This window comes from Paraburkholderia sp. Ac-20342 (assembly GCF_017104985.1).
Lineage (GTDB): Bacteria > Pseudomonadota > Gammaproteobacteria > Burkholderiales > Burkholderiaceae > Paraburkholderia.
In genome coordinates, this window is record NZ_JAAGPQ010000020.1 from 47,188 (window position 1) to 63,676 (window position 16,489).

At 64.9% G+C, this 16,489-nt stretch carries 15 protein-coding genes and 1 pseudogene; 7 read left to right on the forward strand and 9 right to left on the reverse strand.

Going from position 1 to position 16,489, the window contains the following annotated elements:
• Window positions 1–120: 120 nt before the first annotated feature.
• The 6 genes from G3N58_RS11010 to G3N58_RS11035 all read left to right on the forward strand — a co-directional run bounded on the left by G3N58_RS11010 (window position 121) and on the right by G3N58_RS11035 (window position 6,825).
• The gene (locus tag G3N58_RS11010) at window positions 121–972 is read left to right on the forward strand and encodes an NAD(P)-dependent oxidoreductase (protein WP_167049785.1); all 852 of its coding nucleotides are present in this window, start codon (window positions 121–123) and stop codon (window positions 970–972) included.
• Window positions 972–1,916: an SMP-30/gluconolactonase/LRE family protein gene (locus G3N58_RS11015; protein ID WP_205999173.1), complete on the forward strand. Its 945-nt coding sequence runs from the start codon at window positions 972–974 to the stop codon at window positions 1,914–1,916. Before G3N58_RS11010 ends, G3N58_RS11015 begins: the two co-directional genes overlap by 1 nt.
• 608 nt (window positions 1,917–2,524) lie before the next feature.
• Entirely contained in the window at window positions 2,525–3,517 is a 993-nt protein-coding gene (locus G3N58_RS11020) for a TRAP transporter substrate-binding protein (RefSeq protein ID WP_167049789.1), read from the forward strand.
• A gap of 38 nt (window positions 3,518–3,555) precedes the next feature.
• Entirely contained in the window at window positions 3,556–4,179 is a 624-nt protein-coding gene (locus G3N58_RS11025) for a TRAP transporter small permease (RefSeq protein ID WP_346778258.1), read from the forward strand.
• 7 nt (window positions 4,180–4,186) lie between these two features.
• A complete protein-coding gene (locus tag G3N58_RS11030; RefSeq protein WP_167049791.1) occupies window positions 4,187–5,539 on the forward strand; it encodes a TRAP transporter large permease in 1,353 nt (450 codons plus the stop codon).
• Window positions 5,540–5,616: 77 nt separating this feature from the next.
• On the forward strand, window positions 5,617–6,825 hold the full coding sequence (locus G3N58_RS11035) for a porin (protein WP_167049793.1): 1,209 nt from the start codon (window positions 5,617–5,619) through the stop codon (window positions 6,823–6,825).
• 242 nt (window positions 6,826–7,067) lie between these two features.
• Here G3N58_RS11035 and G3N58_RS11040 read toward each other — a convergent pair whose 3' ends face one another.
• The 3 genes from G3N58_RS11040 to G3N58_RS11050 form a co-directional block, all read right to left on the reverse strand.
• Entirely contained in the window at window positions 7,068–7,259 is a 192-nt protein-coding gene (locus G3N58_RS11040) for a 4-oxalocrotonate tautomerase (RefSeq protein ID WP_167283923.1), read from the reverse strand.
• A 92-nt stretch (window positions 7,260–7,351) separates the two neighbouring features.
• Window positions 7,352–8,128 (reverse strand): class II aldolase/adducin family protein, encoded by a 777-nt coding sequence (locus tag G3N58_RS11045; protein ID WP_167049797.1) that lies wholly within the window; start codon window positions 8,126–8,128, stop codon window positions 7,352–7,354.
• A gap of 159 nt (window positions 8,129–8,287) precedes the next feature.
• Window positions 8,288–9,163 (reverse strand): urea transporter, encoded by an 876-nt coding sequence (locus G3N58_RS11050; RefSeq protein WP_205999174.1) that lies wholly within the window; start codon window positions 9,161–9,163, stop codon window positions 8,288–8,290.
• 184 nt (window positions 9,164–9,347) lie between these two features.
• On the opposite strand from G3N58_RS11050, the gene G3N58_RS11055 reads away from it, so the two are divergent.
• Window positions 9,348–9,902 carry a putative glycolipid-binding domain-containing protein gene (locus G3N58_RS11055; protein WP_205999175.1) on the forward strand — a complete coding sequence of 185 codons (555 nt, stop codon included), beginning with the start codon at window positions 9,348–9,350 and terminating at the stop codon, window positions 9,900–9,902.
• Here the strand turns inward: G3N58_RS11055 and G3N58_RS11060 are convergent.
• The 6 genes and pseudogenes from G3N58_RS11060 to G3N58_RS11085 all read right to left on the reverse strand — a co-directional run bounded on the left by G3N58_RS11060 (window position 9,877) and on the right by G3N58_RS11085 (window position 16,385).
• On the reverse strand, window positions 9,877–10,917 hold the full coding sequence (locus tag G3N58_RS11060; protein WP_205999176.1) for an alpha/beta fold hydrolase: 1,041 nt from the start codon (window positions 10,915–10,917) through the stop codon (window positions 9,877–9,879). The genes G3N58_RS11055 and G3N58_RS11060 overlap by 26 nt on opposite strands.
• Window positions 10,914–11,795 carry a metal-dependent hydrolase gene (locus tag G3N58_RS11065; protein ID WP_205999177.1) on the reverse strand — a complete coding sequence of 294 codons (882 nt, stop codon included), beginning with the start codon at window positions 11,793–11,795 and terminating at the stop codon, window positions 10,914–10,916. The genes G3N58_RS11060 and G3N58_RS11065 overlap by 4 nt, the downstream gene beginning before the upstream one ends.
• Window positions 11,796–11,898: 103 nt before the next feature.
• Window positions 11,899–12,807 carry an SDR family oxidoreductase gene (locus G3N58_RS11070; RefSeq protein WP_167049807.1) on the reverse strand — a complete coding sequence of 303 codons (909 nt, stop codon included), beginning with the start codon at window positions 12,805–12,807 and terminating at the stop codon, window positions 11,899–11,901.
• Window positions 12,808–13,025: 218 nt separating this feature from the next.
• A pseudogene (locus tag G3N58_RS11075) lies at window positions 13,026–14,561 on the reverse strand (NAD(P)/FAD-dependent oxidoreductase); the annotation flags it as partial.
• A 273-nt stretch (window positions 14,562–14,834) separates the two neighbouring features.
• A complete protein-coding gene (locus tag G3N58_RS11080) occupies window positions 14,835–15,701 on the reverse strand; it encodes a MerR family transcriptional regulator (protein WP_167049811.1) in 867 nt (288 codons plus the stop codon).
• Between the two features lie 90 nt (window positions 15,702–15,791).
• Window positions 15,792–16,385 carry a GNAT family N-acetyltransferase gene (locus G3N58_RS11085; RefSeq protein ID WP_205999179.1) on the reverse strand — a complete coding sequence of 198 codons (594 nt, stop codon included), beginning with the start codon at window positions 16,383–16,385 and terminating at the stop codon, window positions 15,792–15,794.
• Window positions 16,386–16,489: the final 104 nt, after the last annotated feature.

Consider the following 16,489-nt stretch of genomic DNA (forward strand, 5'->3'; position numbering starts at 1 on the left):
CGCTTACCCGCTGGCTTCGTCGGGGGGCGCCGGTTGCGCCGGCCTTCCCCTGTCTCCAGTTCAACCGATTCGCTCGCATCCCACGGGCTGATCTGATCGCACTCACACCAACAAAAAGACATGACCGATTCGAACGTTGACCGCTCCGCGGCAAAGAAACCCTTCCGCCGTCTGCTCCTCACCGGCGCCGCGGGCAATCTCGGCAAGCAGCTGCGTCCCGCGCTCGCCGAATGGGCCGACATCGTGCGCGTGTCCGACATCGCGCCGCTCGGCGAAGTCGCCGCCCACGAGGAAGCCGCCGTCGTCGACCTCGCCGACAAAGCCGCGGTTCACGCGCTGCTCGAAGGCGTGGACGCGGTCGTGCATCTCGGCGGCATTTCCGTCGAAGCGCCGTTCGAGGACCTGATCGAAGCGAACATCCGCGGCCTGTACAACCTCTACTCGGCCGCGCAGAAGCACGGCGTGAAGCGCGTCATCTACGCCAGCTCGAACCATGCGGTGGGCTTCCATCCGGTGACCTCGGTCGTCGACCTCGACGCGCCGCTGCGTCCGGACGGCATGTACGGCGTGACCAAGTGCTTCGGCGAAGCGCTGTCGCGCTACTACTTCGACCGCTTCGGCCTCGAAACCGTCTGCCTGCGCATCGGCTCGTCGTTCGAGCAGCCGAAGAACGCGCGCATGCTCGTCACCTACCTGAGCTACCGCGACTTCATCGAACTCGTGCGCTGCTCGCTGTTCACGAACCGCGTCGGCCATGCGATCGCCTATGGCGTGTCGAACAACCGCATCTCGTGGGTGGACAACACCAAGGCCGCGTTCCTCGGCTTCCGTCCGCAGGACAGCTCGCAGCAGTTCGAGCACCTGTTCCCGGCCGGCGCGCCCGACACGCGCTTCGACGATCCGACCCAGCAGTTCCAGGGCGGTCCGTTCGTGCTGGCCGGACCGATGGAGCCGAAGGGCGAGGCGCAATAATGAGCGCGACGGCCAATCCGAAGGTGGAGCGGCTCGAAGCCGCCGGGCCGCTGCCCGCGGCGACGGGCGAAAGCCCGGTCTGGCGCGCGGCGGAGCAGGCGCTCTACTGGGTCGACATTCCGGCAAAGAAGATCGTCCGGGCGCTCGTCGAAACCGGCGAGCGCAGCGAATGGCTGATGCCGGAGCAGGCCGCCTGTATCGCGTTCGACCGTGACGGCACGGTGCTCGCCGGCTGCGAGACGGGGCTGTTCGCGGTGACGCTGGGCGATGCGCCGGCGGTATCGGCTACGCCGGGCGGCGAGCCGCTGACGGCGACGCTCCGCAAGCTCGCGGCGCCGGTATTTCCGCGCGCCGGCATGCGTTTCAACGACGGCCGCTGCGACCGGCAAGGGCGCTTCTGGTCCGGCACGATGGTCATGGACATGGCCGCGGCGATTCCGGACGGCGCGCTGTACCGCTTCGACGCGAACGGCGTGCTGTCCGCGCCGGTCGTCGACGCGCTGATTACGCAGAACGGCCTCGCATGGTCGCCGGACGGCACGACGATGTATCTGTCGGATTCGCATCCGCTGCGCCGGCTGATCTGGGCGTTCGACTACGACGTCGAGACGGGCGAGCCGCGCAACCGGCGCGTGTTTGCCGATCTGAACCACCATGCAGGCCGTCCCGACGGCGCGGCGGTGGACGCCGACGGCTGCTACTGGATCTGCGCCAACGACGCCGGCCTGCTGCTGCGTTTCACGCCGCAAGGCAAGCTCGACCGGCAGATCGCGGTGCCGGCCGTCAAGCCGGCCATGTGCGCGTTCGGCGGCCGCGAGCTCGACACGCTGTTCGTCACGTCGATTCGCCCCGGCACCGGCGCGACCGAGCACGACGGCCATGTGTTCGCGGTGCGGCCCGGCGTGAGCGGGCTGCCCGAGCCGGAATTCGCGGGCCGGCTGTAATCAGGCTTGCACGCAGAAAGCGCCGGGGCGAAGTGCTTCTCCCGGCGCTTTTTATTTGAAGAGTTGTTTGTCCTGCCTTTTATTTGTCACTCATCGTACAACGTGTAGCGTGGAGACCACGAAGCTCTCCGTGCTTCGTCCATAAAAAAACCAGCGCTTCGCGAGACCCCCGCCGATCCTGCCTCTGCGCCGTGCCATCTGGCACGGCCTTGGTGCCGTGCCGCACCGGTCATTGCTACCGCATCGCTTATTTGTGCGGGTAAATACCGTCTGTACAAGTCAAAAACGCTTTTATAGACTTCGTATGTCGTCGTACAACATATAAGCCCAAACAAATGGCTTTCTGCGAAAGTCGGGCTGTCGTACTCAACACGGCGGCTTTCGGGTGAGCAGCAGCCTGGTTCGCGCAAGTTCGAAAGCGTGCCGACGCGATGGAAGCAAGGAAGTCGAGTTGTCAATGGAGTGCTGGGCCACCTGTGCCGGGGATCGTTGCACAGCCAGTACGGCAGGCGCCCGCATCTGCGAGGGGCGAGCGCATAGCCGGAGACGCATTAAAACCATGTCACATCCGCATTCGATGGGATGGTCAATTTTTAAGGAATGTCACGATGAACAAGAAGTTTGCCTCTTCCCGTGTTCCGATGATCGTCGCCGCCGCGGCGCTGGCGTTCAGCACGATGTCGGCTGAAGCGCGCGTGTTCCGCTCGGCGGACGTGCACGGCGACACCTTCCCGACCAACATGGCCGTGAAGTATATGGGCGACGAGATCAGCAAGGCGACCAACGGCAAGGACTCGATCAAGGTCTTCGGCAACAGCGCACTCGGTTCCGAAAACGACACGGTCGACCAGCTCCGCATCGGCGCGCTCGACATGGCGCGTATCAACGGCGCGGCGTTCAACGAAATCGTGCCGGAATCGATGATTCCGTCGCTGCCGTTCCTGTTCCGCGACATCGACCATTTCCGCAAGGTGATGTACGGACCGGAAGGCCAGAAGATTCTCGACGCGTTCGCGGCGAAGGGCATGATCGCGCTGACGTTCTATGAAAGCGGCGCACGCTCGATGTACGCGAAGAAGCCGATCAAGTCGCCGGCCGACATGAAGGGCGTGAAGGTGCGCGTGCAGCCGTCGGACCTGATGGTCGACGAAATCAAGGCAATGGGCGGCACGCCGACCCCGATGCCGTTCGCGGAAGTCTATACGGGCCTGAAGACCGGCCTCGTCGACGGCGCGGAAAACAACCTGCCGTCGTACGAAGAAACCAAGCACTACGAAGTGGCGAACGTCTTCTCGGAGACCGAGCACTCGATGACGCCGGAAGTGGTGGTGTTCTCGAAGAAGGTGTGGGACACGCTGAGCCCGCAGGAACAGCAGATCATCAAGAAGGCGGCGGTCGACTCGGTGCCTTACTACGTGAAGCTGTGGACCGCGCGTGAAGCCGACGCACAGAAGACGGTCACGCAAGGCGGCGCGACGATCATCCCGGCTTCGCAGATCGACCGCGCGGCTTTCGTGAAGGCGATGCAGCCGGTGTGGGCGAAGTACGAGAAGACCCCGCAAATGAAGCAGATCGTCGACGAAATCCAGGCCATCAAGTAAGTCTCGCGTCCCGGACGCAACCCGTATCGGCAACGTTTATGGCAGGGCGGCGTGAAGCGTCCCGCGGGAGAGCCCGCGGGCTTTGCGCCGCGCTGTGTCTGGCGCGTGCCGTGCACGGCGGTTGCGGCCGCGGACGTCTGCTGCATTTTCAAGACAGATTGGTCGTAAGAAGGACAGGGTCAATGAGTTTTCTAAAACGCCCAAATGATTTTCTTTTCCACGTGCTGCAGGCAGTAGCGTCGCTCGCGCTCGCCTCGCTGTGTCTGCTCGTGATTTATGGCGTGGTAATGCGCTACGTCTTTGCCGACGCGCCGGATTTCGTCGAGCCGATCGCGCTGCTGCTCGTCATCGTGATTGCGATGTTCGGCGCCGCGCTCAAGGTGCGCGACGGCGGCCACATCGGGCTCGACTCGTTCGTGCGGCGCTTGCCGCCGAAAGGCCAGGCGATCGTGACGGGCATCCAGCATCTTTGCCTGATCGCTTTCGCCGTGGCTGTTTTTTTCGGTTGTCTGGAAATGGCGGAAACCACGATGCAAGACCGCATTCCGATTATCGGCTTGCCAGAAGGGCTGCGTTACTGCATTCCGGTTGTCGCGAGCGTCTGCATCGCGATGTTCTCGGCCGAGCACCTGCTCGAGCTCTTCGCCAGGAAGCAAAAGTAGAACAATCATGGAACTTACCCTTCTTACCGTTAGTTTTCTCGTTTTCCTCTTTCTCGGGGTTCCGGTTTCGTTTGCACTGGGGCTGTCGTGCGTGCTGACGTACCTGTATGAAGGTCTGCCGGCGGCGACCGCGATGCAGGGCATGATCTCGGGGATGAACGCGTTCTCGTTCCTCGCCGTGCCGTTCTTCATCTTCTCGGGCGAGCTGATGCTGCACGGTGGTATCGCCGACCGCATCCTGCGCTTCGCGCAAGCCACCGTCGGTCATTTCCGCGGCGGTCTCGGCATGGCCAACGTGGTCGCCTGCACGCTGTTCGGCGGCGTGTCGGGTTCGCCGACCGCGGACACCTCCGCGATGGGCGGCGTGGTCATTCCGATGATGAAGCGCGAAGGTTATAGCGCGGCTTACGCGGTCAACGTGACGACGCACTCGTCGCTGGCCGGCGCGTTGATGCCGACCTCGACCAACATGATCATCTACGCGTTCGCGGCGCAAGGCGTGAGCGGCGTGCTGCACGGGCAGCGCATGAGCGGCGTGTCGATCGGCGATCTGCTGTTCTCGGGTCTGTTGCCGGTGCTGTGGGTGATGGGCCTCGTGCTGATCGCCGCGTACTGGCAGGCCGTCAAGTACGGCTATCCGCGCCGCCCCGACGGCTCGACTGAACTGCAGCGCTTCCCGGGCTGGATGGCGGTGCTGCGCACCTTCATCGGCGCGGTGCCGGGTCTGATGGTGATCGCGATCATCCTGTTCTGCGTGGCGCGCGGTATCGCCACCGCGACGGAAGCCGCCGCGATTGCCGTCGGGTATTCGCTCGTGCTGACCATCGTCGTGTACCGCTCGATGACGCTCAGCAAGCTCGCTCACGCGCTCGGCAAGGCCGCGAAGACGACGGGCGTGGTGCTGCTGCTGATCGGCGTGTCGAACATGCTGCGCTTCCAGATGGCCTATCTGGAGATTCCGGATGCGATCGAGCGCATGCTCGACGGCGCGACCTCGCTGCCGTGGCTGATGCTGCTGTACATCAACGTGATCCAGGTGTTCCTCGGGACCTTCGTCGACATGGCGGCGCACATCCTGATCACGACGCCGCTGTTCCTGCCGATGGCGATGCACAACGGCGTGGGTCCGGTGCAGTTCGGCATCATGATCCTGTTGAACTGCGCATTGGGTCTCGTGCATCCGCCGATCGGCTCGGTGCAGTTCATCGGATGCGCGATTGGCAATGTGTCGATTGGTGAAACTACTAAGGTGGCGTGGCCGTATTACCTCGCTATCTTCTCGGCCATCAATATCGTTACCTACGTTCCCTGGTTCTCGACCTGGTTGCCAAGTCTGATCAATGGCCACCCGGTGTTCTGATCAAAACAATCCGCTTTTCCACACTCAGCGGCGCTTGGCCCAGGCCGCACAAGAAAGTTTCTAACAGAGGAGTAAAAATGAAGAAGGCACTCGTCACTTCGGCCTTGGGGTTGGTCGCCCTGGGTGCGCATGCTCAAAGCAGCGTAACGTTGTACGGTATCGTCGATACGGGGTTGGGCTGGCAGAACAGTTCCACGACGCTGAGTTCCGGCGCGAAGCCGTCGCCGGGTGGCCGTTCGCAAGTCAAGATGATCAACGGCATCTGGGCCGGCAGCCGTTTCGGCCTGAAGGGTTCGGAAGATCTGGGCGGCGGCACCAAGGCCATTTTCCAGTTGGAAGAAGGCTTTAACAGCGCAACCGGCGCAGAAAGCACGTCGGGCCTGATGTTCAGCCGCCAGGCATGGGTCGGTATGACGAACGCTCAGTTCGGTACGCTGACGGCTGGTCGCCAGTACACGTCGTACTACACGCTGCTGTCGACGTACAGCCCGACCAACTGGCTGACGGGCGCATACGGCGCGCACCCGGGTGATATCGACTCTCTGGATACGCTGTACCGCGCGAACAACTCGCTCGTCTACACGTCGCCGAACTTCTCGGGCCTGACGGTCAGCGGTTCGTACTCGCTGGGCGGCAATCCGGGCAGCTTCGCCGCAGGTCAGACCTGGAGCGTGGCGGCACAGTACCTGCATGGCCCGTTCGGTATCGCAGCCGGTATCCAGCGCATCGACAACGCGGCAACCGTCGCGAACCCGGCGTGGAACTCCACGATGTCGAACAACGGCGCGCAAACGGCCGTGTCGGCGATCAACAACGGCTTCCAGTCGGCAGCGAAGCAGCAGCGCGTTGCAGTGACGGGCGGCTACGCATTCAACTCGCAGTGGGACGTGTCGTTCGCTTACTCGAACGTTCAATACGCTGCGGGTCAGGCGTCGCTGTTCCACGGCACGCAGATCTGGAACACCGGTGGCGCAGTGCTGCACTGGAAGCCGATCTCGGTGCTGGACCTGGGCGCTGGCTATAGCTACACCCGTGCAACGTCGTCGAACGGCATCTCGAACACGGCCAGCTACAACCAGTTCAACCTGTCGCAGTACTACACGCTGTCGAAGCGTACGGGTCTGTACGCGCTGGAAGCCTATCAGCGTGCTAACGGCCAGACGCTGGCAGGCAACGGCAAGACGATCATCGACGCAACCGCAAGCATCGGCGACGCTCAGAACGGTGCTCCGGCATCGTCGCGCAGCCAGGTTGCTGTTGGCGTCGGCATGGTTCACCGTTTCTAAGTAGTTACTGAAAACGTGGCGGCGATGTTGTTTTGCCGCCACGGTAAGCGTGTTTTTTAACGCCTTACCAGACCATGTTGCTGCGCGCCTTTGGCGCGCAGTTTTTTTTGCGCGGCCGCTTTTTTTCCCGGATTTTTCCTGTTGGTGCGCGCGCGGGTCTAGCTGGTCCTGGCTGGCTTCGCTTTCGCGCTTCAATTCGGCGACGTCGCGCCTTCGGCGTGACGCCATCGCTTCCAGGCTGCTCAGGCCTCGGTCTCCGACCACAAACGTCCCCCCGTTGCCCAGTTTTCGCGCTTCACGTCGGTGAGGATGATGTCGACCGAGTTCGGCTCGACGCCGAGCGATTCGCAGGTCGCCTGGGTGATCGCTTCGACGAACTGGCGTTTCTGTTCCAGCGTGCGGCCTTCGAAGAGTTCGATATGAAACGTGGGCATGGCATGACTCCGTTGGGAAAGGTGGTCGAGAGTGAAATGAAGCAGGGAGTGAAGCAGGTGGTGCGCATCCGCTCGTGCATCCGGCCGCGCCGCTAGTCGCGATAGCCGCGATCGAGCCGGTCGAGCTTGCGCAGCAGCGCGGGCCATTCGAGTGCGCCTTCGATCGCGCCGCCGTCGTAGAGCTGCTCCGCCGTGCGCGCGGCGATCGCCTCGTTCGGCACCACCAGCGGCGCGCCGCCTGTTTGCGCCTGCAGCTGGATCTCGCAGGCCTTGATGAGCGTCGCCATCAGCACATAGGCTTCGGCGACCGTACGGCCGAGCGTCAGCGTGCCGTGATTGCGCAGCAGCATCGCGGGTTTGTCGGCGAGATGCGCGACGAGACGCTCGCCTTCGGCGGGCGTGAACGCGAGCCCTTCGTAGTCGTGGTAAGCGAGCTGCCCGTAAAAACGCAGCGCGTGTTGCGACGCCGGCAGCAGGCCGGCCGGTTGCGCCGATACCGCGACGCCCGCGGTGTTGTGCAGATGCATGACGCAGAACGCCTCGGCGCGCGCCGCGTGTACGGCAGCATGCAGCGCGAAGCCGGTCGCATTCACCGGATGCTCGCTTGCGCCGACGATATTGCCCGCGATATCGATCTTCACGAGATTCGACGCGCACACCTCATCGAATGCGAGCCCGAACGGATTGATCAGGAAGTGGCCAGGCTCGCCGGGCACGCTCGCGGAAATATGCGTGTAGATCAGATCGTCCCAGCCGTTGAGGGCGGCAAGCCGGTAGGCGGCGGCAAGATCGACGCGGGTCTGCTGTTCCGCCAGCGAGAGCGGGCCGGATTCGGCGATGCGGCCGGCGGGGGAGTGGGTGAACGACATGGCTGACTCCGATCCCTCGCGGGAGGGGGCTGAAATGCGCGGCCGCGGCAGGCGCGAACCGGCTTGCGATGCTACCGCACAATGCCGGCTTCTGGCGATGCGCGGCAATGCGCGGGGCGGGCGCGGCGCCTGTTCTCGCCCCTGTGCCGATAACGGTTCTCACGGTGATGTGCGGGCGAGACCGCGCTTGAGCCACTGAACGCTCCACGTCGCGAGCACGAACGGCGCCGTCATGACCGGCCAGCCGGCATGCGCGGCCGCCGCTTGCAACAGTACCGACATCGCGACGCCGCCGAGCATCGGCGCGAAGCCGGCATCGCACAGCGCGAGTGCGGTGAGTATGCCGTTGAAGCCCGATAGGCCGGCGTCGAATGAAGCGGCGTCGGTGCCGGGCAGCAGAGGTGCGGCGCTCGCGAAGCCCGCACCGATGAGCGCATACAGCGCGTGCCGGCGTGAAGCGGCGGCGATGCCGAGCAGCACGCACACACCCGCCAATGCACCCGACGCAAAACCGGTTTGCGCGAAACCGGCGAGCACGCCGGTGCAGAAACGCAGCGCATCGAGGGGATGAACGGGCGGCGGGCTCGCGTGCCGCGTGCCGTCCGCGATAAACGGCAGCCATAGCCATGTGACGATCAGGCACGGGCTCGACAAGCAGCCGAGCCCCCGCGCGCGCAGCCATCGCGACCACGGTTGCGAAAGCCACGCGGTGCCGGTCGCGGCAAGAATCGCAACCGCCGCCGCAGTTGCCGGATCGGCGATGAAACTGAAAGCGGCGAGCCCCGCGAGCGCGCCATTGAAGCCATGCAGGCCGGCGCTCGTGTCGGGTGCGGGATGGCCGGCGAGCACGGCGCTCACGTTGGCCGCGCTTGCACCTAGCAGCGCCGCGCATGCGAGGCGCGGGTCTGCCAGCAGCCACGCGGCGATCAGGCAGGCGCCGGTGAACGCATTCGCTTGCAGCACGATCTGCCCGAAGCTGCGCAGCAGCGTGCGCAGCGGGGCGCCGAACGAAGGAGATGGCGCGACGGTATGCATCGGGGACGGGCGTGGTTGAGGAATCACGGCAAACCGCGAGCATAGTCCGGCGACCCCGCATGAGGCATCGCTGTGCGTTGATAGTGGCTATTTGTGCGCGAGGCTTTCCACGTCGTGCCCGATCCGCTTTCGCGCTACGATAAACAACCGGCGCGCGCCGCGCCGTTTCGCGAGGAGACAGGCGATGCGTGAACTACGGTGGGCCTCGGAAGAGGGCGACGGCATCGAACATCTGATGTTCGATGCGCGCGACGACGGCTTCGCGGTCGAGAGTGTCGTCGTCGGGCAGCGCTACGGCAAGACGTATGGGCTGCATTACAGGGTGCGCTGCGATACGCAGTGGCGCACGCGCCATGCGTGGCTGAAGATCGTCGGCGGCGGCGAACTGGAATTGCACGGCGACGGCGTGGGGCGCTGGCACGACGGACATGGTCTGACGTTGGGCGCGCTCGAAGGCTGCATCGACATCGATATCGCCGCGACGCCGTTGACGAACACGCTGCCGATTCGCCGGCTCAAACTGGCCAAAGGCGAGCGCCGGCCGATCGAGGTCGCGTATGTCTCGACGCCGGAGTTGCAGGTTACGCGCGCCGAGCAGGCTTATACGTGCATCGAGCCGGATCGCGAGTATCGCTATGAAGGCCTATTCCGCGACTTCACCGCGGATATGCGGGTCGATCGCGATGGCCTCGTGATCGACTATCCGACGTTGTTTACGCGCTTGCCGCGCGCGCGTTGAGCGTTGTGTCGGCTGTCGTTGTGCTTGTAGTTGCGGCTGCCGTTGCGGTTGCCGTTGTGGCTGTCGTTGCGATTATGCTTGCGGCGTTTTCATCCGCCGCCTGTATTGGCCGTGCGTCGACAAACCGCGCGACATGCGCCGCGATCAATGCGGGATCGCGCAGCACGACCCAGTGGCTCGCGTCGATCTCGGTGCGTTCGTAGGCGCCGAGCCATCCTTCGAGTCCCAGCGATAACGCCGGTCCGACATAGCGGTCGCGCAGCGGCACGATGAACTGTACCGGCGCATGCGCGTGACGTGCGCGCGGCCGCAGCAGTGTGTCGATGAAATTCGCGCGATAAAGATTGAGGCCGTTGATCGCGTTGCGCTTCTGCGCGGGATCGCGAGCCGTGCGTACGTGCTCGGTCGCACGCAGCCATAGCGGCCACGCGTATGCGCCGCCCATGCGCCACACGAGTTCCGGCAGCCACGGCAGATGAAAGAAGAAGATGTACCAGGATTTCAGCGCTTGCCGCACGCCGCTGCCGAACGGGCGCCGCGTTTTGCGCTCTGCCGTTGCGTGCGTTGCGCGTGCCGTACGCTCCGCGCCACCGCCGCGCAAATCGAGCGATGCGTGATCGAGGCACGGTCCCGAGATCGATGTATACGATGCAATACGGCCCTTGAACGCCGGATCGGTGACCGCTTCCCAGCTTTGAATCGAGCCCCAGTCGTGACCGACGAGATGAAACGGCTGCGCGCCGCAGGTTGCATCGGCGACCGCGGCGAGATCGGCGGCAAGACGTTCGAGCCGGTACGCGGCGCGCGTGGCCGGTGCGCCGGACGCGCCCGCACCGCGCACGTCGTAGGCGATCACCCGATAGCGCGCCTCGAGTTGCGCGCGCACCGGTTCCCACACCGCGGCCGAATCGGGATAGCCGTGCACGAGCACGATCGGCGTGGCGTCGCGCGGTCCGCTGACGTAGACCGCGAGCCGCACGTTGCCGGCATCGACCGACAGCGTCTCGCGCATCACGCGGCCGCCCGCACGCCGCGGCGCGGTACATTGCGCGCGACCGGCGAGTGCGCGTTGGCGGCTTCGACGGCGGCGACGAGCCCGTCGATCCGCGCGAGTTGCGAGCGGTTGTCGTGATCCCACGGATGGAAGCCGGGCCGGAAAAAGCTCAGCCATTCGCCGGCGATGCGTGCAAACACGCCATGGCGCGGACCGTACAGGTACTTCGTGAGACGCCACATGCCGCGCAGGTGTCCGCCGCGCTTGCGATCGGCGACGATGAGCCGCACGTTGTAGTCGAACACGATGAGCCAGAACGTCAGCGTGGTGGCGAGCATCGTGCCGGTGCGCAGCAGGTAGCGCCCGAGGCCGGGTTTGAGCACCGTATTCCAGACGTCGTACGAAACGGACTTGTGCTCGGTTTCCTCGAGCGCGTGCCAGGTCCACATCTGCGTATAGCCTTCGACCGAGCCGGCGATGCGCGTCGAGTCTTCGAGCAGCAGACCGGCCAGCATCGCCGTGTAGTGTTCGAGGCAGACCGTGATCGCGAGCTGATACGAATCGGGCAGTACCTTGCGGAATAGATTGAGCAGCCACCACAGCCGCTTGTCGAGCTTGTGCGCGGGCAGTCCCGCCTGTTGCAGCAGGTCGTTGTACTCGATGTGCTCGCGCGTATGCATCGCTTCCTGGCCGATGAAGCCGAGCACCTGCTTCTTCAGCTCGGGGTCGTCGATCCGGTCGCGATAGTTGCGCACGGAATCCATGAAGAAGCGCTCGCCGGCCGGAAACAGCAGCGAAAGCGCATTGAAAAAGTGCGTGACGTGCGAGCCTTGCGCGTGCCAATCGCACGCGCGTTCCGGCGGCAGATTGAAACGCAGGTCGCGGCGAACTGGCATCATGGCCTGTCTCCCTTGTGATCGCCGGCACGATGACGTGCCCGGTCTTGCCGATTGAGCGCGGCGTGACTAACTCGGTATCGTTGAGCGTATGACATCGCGGACCTCACGCGCGCTTGCCGTCTAGCTGCGCGGCGCGGCGCGCGCGTTTTTCGGCGACGCGCTTGAGCCGGCGCGTCTGCATCACGACGAGCGCCTGATAGGCGGCGGGCAGCGTGCGCGCGAGCCAGTCGGCCGCGCGCGCGTCGCGGCCGATCAGCACGCGCCGTCTGTTTTTGCGCACGCCGTCGAGAATCACGCGCGCGGCATCGTCGGCGCTCGTGATGAAAAATTTCTCGAAGTCGTCCTTACCTTGCTGTTCGTTCTCGACCATGAAGCCGACCATGTTCTGCGCAATCCGGCTCGCTTGCGCGATGTTGGTTCGAATGCCGCCCGGATGCACGCAGGTCGCCGAGACGCCGCATTTCATGAGGTCGAGCTCCTGACGCAACGACTCGGTGAAGCCGCGCACCGCGAACTTGGTCGCGTTGTAGCCGCTCATGCCGGGCTGCGAAAAGAGCCCGAACACGCTCGACGTATTGACGATATGCCCCTCGCCCGAACTCTTCAGATACGGCAGGAACGCTTTCGTGCCATGCACGACGCCCCAGAAGTTGATGCCGACGATCCATTCGAGATCGGCGTACTCCATGCCGTCGATCGTGCTCGACAACGCGACGCCGGCGTTGTTGAACACGAGATTGACGCGCTCGTGTTCGAGCGCGGTGGCGGCGGCCCACTCGAACATCGCCGCGCGATCGGCGACGTCGAGCACGCGCGTCGTGATCCGCAGCGGCGCGCCGACCACGTGCGGCGCGGCGGCCTGCGCGAGCTGAGCGGTGTCGGCGAGGCTGGCCGGATTGCGGTCGGCGAGCGCGAGATGACAACCCTCGCGCGCGAGCCGGATCGCGAGCGAGCGGCCCATGCCCGAGCCCGCGCCGGTGATCGCGGCCACTTTATCGGTGAAGTGCTTCATTGGTTCCTGTCCTCCCTGATTGCTGCGCTGCCGTCGTTATCCGTTCAGGTCGCTTCCGCCGACATCACCGCGGCGTTGCCGTGCGCAGGCGCGGGTTGCTGCATCTGCGCTGTGGCGCTCGCGGGATGAGTCGACTGCCTGATCGCCTGCATGCCCGCCTGTACGCCCGCCTGTACGCCCGCCTGTACGCCCGCCTGTACGCCCGCCTGTACGCCCGCCTGCGGCGCGGGCGCAAGCGCGAAGTAATCGTTCATGCGGAACGTGCTGGTGGCCTGGCGGAACTTGTATGCGAAGCCCGGCCACAACGTGGTGTTCTTGCCGGTCTTCGGATCGAGATACCAGCTCTCGCAGCCGCCCGTCGACCAGATCGCGTGATCGAGCTTGCGCTGGATGCGCTCGTTGTAGTCGCGCTCGACCTGCGGACGCACTTCGATCGCGGCGGCCCGTTCGGTCTTCATCGTCCGCAGCGCCTGCAGGACGTATTCGACCTGCGACTCGATCATGAACACCATCGAGTTGTGGCCGAGACCGGTGTTCGGGCCGACGATCATGAAAAAATTCGGATAGCCAGGCAAGGTCGTACCGAGGTACGCATGCGCGCCGTCGCGCCACGTCTCGACGATATCGACGCCGCCGCGACCGCGTACGACACCGGGTGGAAACGGATCGGCGACCTGGAAGCCGGTGCCGAAGATCAGGCAGTCGGCCGGATGACGCACGCCATCGGTCGTGACGACCGCGTCTTCCTCGATGCGCGCGATGCCGGTGGTCTTCACCGAGACGTTCGCTTGCGCTACGGCCGGGAAATAGTCGTTCGAGATCAGGATGCGCTTGCAGCCCATCGTGTAGTTCGGCGTGAGCGTCGCGCGCAGTTGCGCATCGGGCACCTGGCGGCGCAGATGACGCTCCGCGACTTTCTGCGCGGTCTTCATCAGCGAAGGATGAATCGCGAAGCCGACCGCGCGCGATTCGAGTATGCAGTACAGCGCCGAGCGCATGATCTTCTGCGTGAACGGCAGACGTTTGAACAGCCACTGTTCGAGCGGCTTCACCGGCCGGTCGGCCTTCGGCATGATCCACGGCGGCGTGCGCTGGAACAGATCGAGATGCGCGACGCGCGGCTGGATTTGCGGCACGAACTGGATCGCGCTCGCACCGGTGCCGATCACGGCGACGCGTTTGCCTTCGAGCGCATAGTCGTGATCCCAGTGCTGCGAATGAAACGCCTTGCCCTTGAAGTTTTCGATGCCGGGAATATCGGGCAGCGCCGCGCGCGACAGGCCGCCCATGCCCGAGATCAGCACGCGCGCCGACCATTGCTGGCCGTTTGCGAAAGTCAGCTGCCAGCGGTGGCGCGTTTCGTCGTAGATCGCGCTCGCGAGTTCATGGCCGAAGCGCAGATGACGCTCGACGCCGAAGCGCCGCGTGCAGTCTTCGAGGTACGCGCGAATTTCGGGCTGGCGCGCGAACATGCGGCTCCAGTGCGGATTCGGCGCGAACGAAAACGAATAGACGTGCGATTGGACGTCGCACGCGCAGCCGGGGTAGTGGTTGTCGCGCCAGGTGCCGCCGACCGAGCCGGCCTTCTCGGCGATGACGAAATCGGTGATGCCGGCCTGGCGCAGGCGGATCGCCATGCCGAGGCCCGCGAAGCCGGAGCCGATGATCGCGATGTCCGTGTGGACCAGCGCTGTATCGAGAGGCGCGCGCGGTTCGGGCGGCGCGTCGTCGTGGGACATCGTGCGGGCGTTCATCCGATCCGTCTCCTTTTTACGCTATTAACTGTTACATTGATTGATGTAACAATAGAGGCTGAGAACGAAGGATGCAAGATGCCGGTTAGACGGCGGGCTCTAGGGTGGGGGCGCGGTGCGAGATGCGCCCGGCGTAGGCGGCGAGGCGCGTGACGGTGTGGGGTGGCGTTGGCCGGTGCCGGGCCTGGATTGCGGTTGCGGCGGGACTGAGTTGCGCCTCGCCAATGCTGGAAGCCGGCGAGGCCGTTTCGCAAAGCGGTGTGGGTGCCCGGCTTACTTCTTCGTCTTACTTTTTTTCTGCGCCGCGCGTTTTGCCGTTTCGCCGTCCGCGGAGTGGCCGAGCTTCTTTTCCATGATTGCGGCGACGCGGTCGCCGAGATAATCGCCGGAAGCTTCTTCGAGCGCGCGGTTCATTTCGCTTTCGACGAGCACGCTCGCCAGCGGCCGCAAGCGCCAGATCGCGTCGACGAGCGCGGGTACGTCGGCGGGCGGCGGCAGCGCATCGGCTTCATAGCGGTCGAGCTGACGCACGACCAGATCGACGAGCGCTTTCGCGACCGCGTTGAAATGCGGCCGCGCGATGCTCACCGCGTCGAGCAGGTCGGTGAGCGGGATGCCTTCCTTCGCCATCGTCGCGCCCGCGGCGAGCGCGGTCGGATTGGCAGAGACGAAAGACAGGCCATTGCGTTCGAGCAGCCCGAGCTCGACCGCTTTCGCGAGCGCGCTCGGCGAGGCTTTGTCGCCGAACATCTGCACCAGCTCGATCAGCGAATATTTTTTCGGCCGCTCGCGCGACCAGCGTCCGCCAATGGCGGTTTCGAGCCCGAGGATCGAGCGCAGGTCGTGACCCTCGTCGACGGCCTTGATGAGGTCCTGGATGTTCGCAAGCGTGTAGCCGCGCGCGAGCAGATGGTTGATGAGCTTCAGACGCGAGACGTGCGTGTCGTCGTACACGCCGACGCGGCCGCGCTTTTCCGGCGGCGCGAGCAGACCGCGATCCTGATAGGCGCGCACGTTGCGCACGGTCGTGTCGCTGACGCGCGCGAGTTCGTCGACGGTGTATTCGTTGCGCGGCGACGCGCTTGCCGGATGGCTGGAACCGGCGGGCGCGGGCGGGGCGGAAGGCGGCGTGTTCGGCATGCCCGGATTTTAACGCGGCAGCGCCGCGCGCCACCAGCGCGCGGGCCAGGTAGCGCGGCTCGCCTCATGGGTTCGCCCCGGAGGCTCGCATCAGCCGCTGATCGCGTCGTCGGGGGCGCTCGAAGCGCCGCGGCCGAGCGTGTGCTGCATCAGCGTCGTATCGAGCCAGCGGCCGTGTTTGTAGCCGACCGCCTTCAGCGTGCCGGTCAACTCGAAGCCGAGCTGGCTGTGTAAAGACAGGGAGCCGCCGCTGCCGCCATCGGCGATTACCGCGATCATCTGGCGCCACGGCCCGCTTTCGCAGCGTTCGATCAGCGCCTGCAGCAGCACACGCCCGAGGCCGCGTCCGCGATAGGCGTCGCTCACGTAGATCGAGTCCTCGATCGTGTTGCGATAGGCGGCGCGCGGGCGATACAGCGTGGCGTAGCAATAGCCGGCCACCTCGCCGTCGAGTTCCGCGACCATGTACGGCAGGCCGTGACCGCGCACCGACGCGAGCCGCATGCGCAGTTCGTCGACCGACGGCGGCGTTTCCTCGAACGAAGCGACGCCGGTCAGCACGTGGTGCGCGTAGATGGCCTGGATCGCGGGGAGATCGGCCTCGGTGGCGTCGCGAATCCGTGGCGTGCCGGGTGAGCCTGGGTTGGCAGTAGTGGGCGGGGACGTGGATCGGGTCGGGCTCATGAGCGTTCCTGGCGTGTTGCCGGCAAAGATTTCGACTATGCCTGCCGCGCGAGCAGATTTGAAGCGGGTCAAAAATCCCCGCTATGCGTGGGAGCGTACGAGAG

Excerpts from the sequence above, each read along its gene's own strand:
- G3N58_RS11020 (WP_167049789.1), top strand. The coding sequence starts at position 2,525 with ATGAACAAGAAGTTTGCCTCTTCCCGTGTTCCGATGATCGTCGCCGCC.
- G3N58_RS11010 (WP_167049785.1), top strand. The coding sequence starts at position 121 with ATGACCGATTCGAACGTTGACCGCTCCGCGGCAAAGAAACCCTTCCGC.
- G3N58_RS11025 (WP_346778258.1), top strand. The coding sequence starts at position 3,556 with ATGGCAGGGCGGCGTGAAGCGTCCCGCGGGAGAGCCCGCGGGCTTTGC.
- G3N58_RS11085 (WP_205999179.1), bottom strand. The coding sequence starts at position 16,385 with ATGAGCCCGACCCGATCCACGTCCCCGCCCACTACTGCCAACCCAGGC.
- G3N58_RS11030 (WP_167049791.1), top strand. The coding sequence starts at position 4,187 with ATGGAACTTACCCTTCTTACCGTTAGTTTTCTCGTTTTCCTCTTTCTC.
- G3N58_RS11040 (WP_167283923.1), bottom strand. The coding sequence starts at position 7,259 with ATGCCCACGTTTCATATCGAACTCTTCGAAGGCCGCACGCTGGAACAG.
- G3N58_RS11045 (WP_167049797.1), bottom strand. The coding sequence starts at position 8,128 with ATGTCGTTCACCCACTCCCCCGCCGGCCGCATCGCCGAATCCGGCCCG.
- G3N58_RS11070 (WP_167049807.1), bottom strand. The coding sequence starts at position 12,807 with ATGAAGCACTTCACCGATAAAGTGGCCGCGATCACCGGCGCGGGCTCG.
- G3N58_RS11065 (WP_205999177.1), bottom strand. The coding sequence starts at position 11,795 with ATGATGCCAGTTCGCCGCGACCTGCGTTTCAATCTGCCGCCGGAACGC.
- G3N58_RS11050 (WP_205999174.1), bottom strand. The coding sequence starts at position 9,163 with ATGCATACCGTCGCGCCATCTCCTTCGTTCGGCGCCCCGCTGCGCACG.
- G3N58_RS11055 (WP_205999175.1), top strand. The coding sequence starts at position 9,348 with ATGCGTGAACTACGGTGGGCCTCGGAAGAGGGCGACGGCATCGAACAT.
- G3N58_RS11015 (WP_205999173.1), top strand. The coding sequence starts at position 972 with ATGAGCGCGACGGCCAATCCGAAGGTGGAGCGGCTCGAAGCCGCCGGG.
- G3N58_RS11035 (WP_167049793.1), top strand. The coding sequence starts at position 5,617 with ATGAAGAAGGCACTCGTCACTTCGGCCTTGGGGTTGGTCGCCCTGGGT.
- G3N58_RS11080 (WP_167049811.1), bottom strand. The coding sequence starts at position 15,701 with ATGCCGAACACGCCGCCTTCCGCCCCGCCCGCGCCCGCCGGTTCCAGC.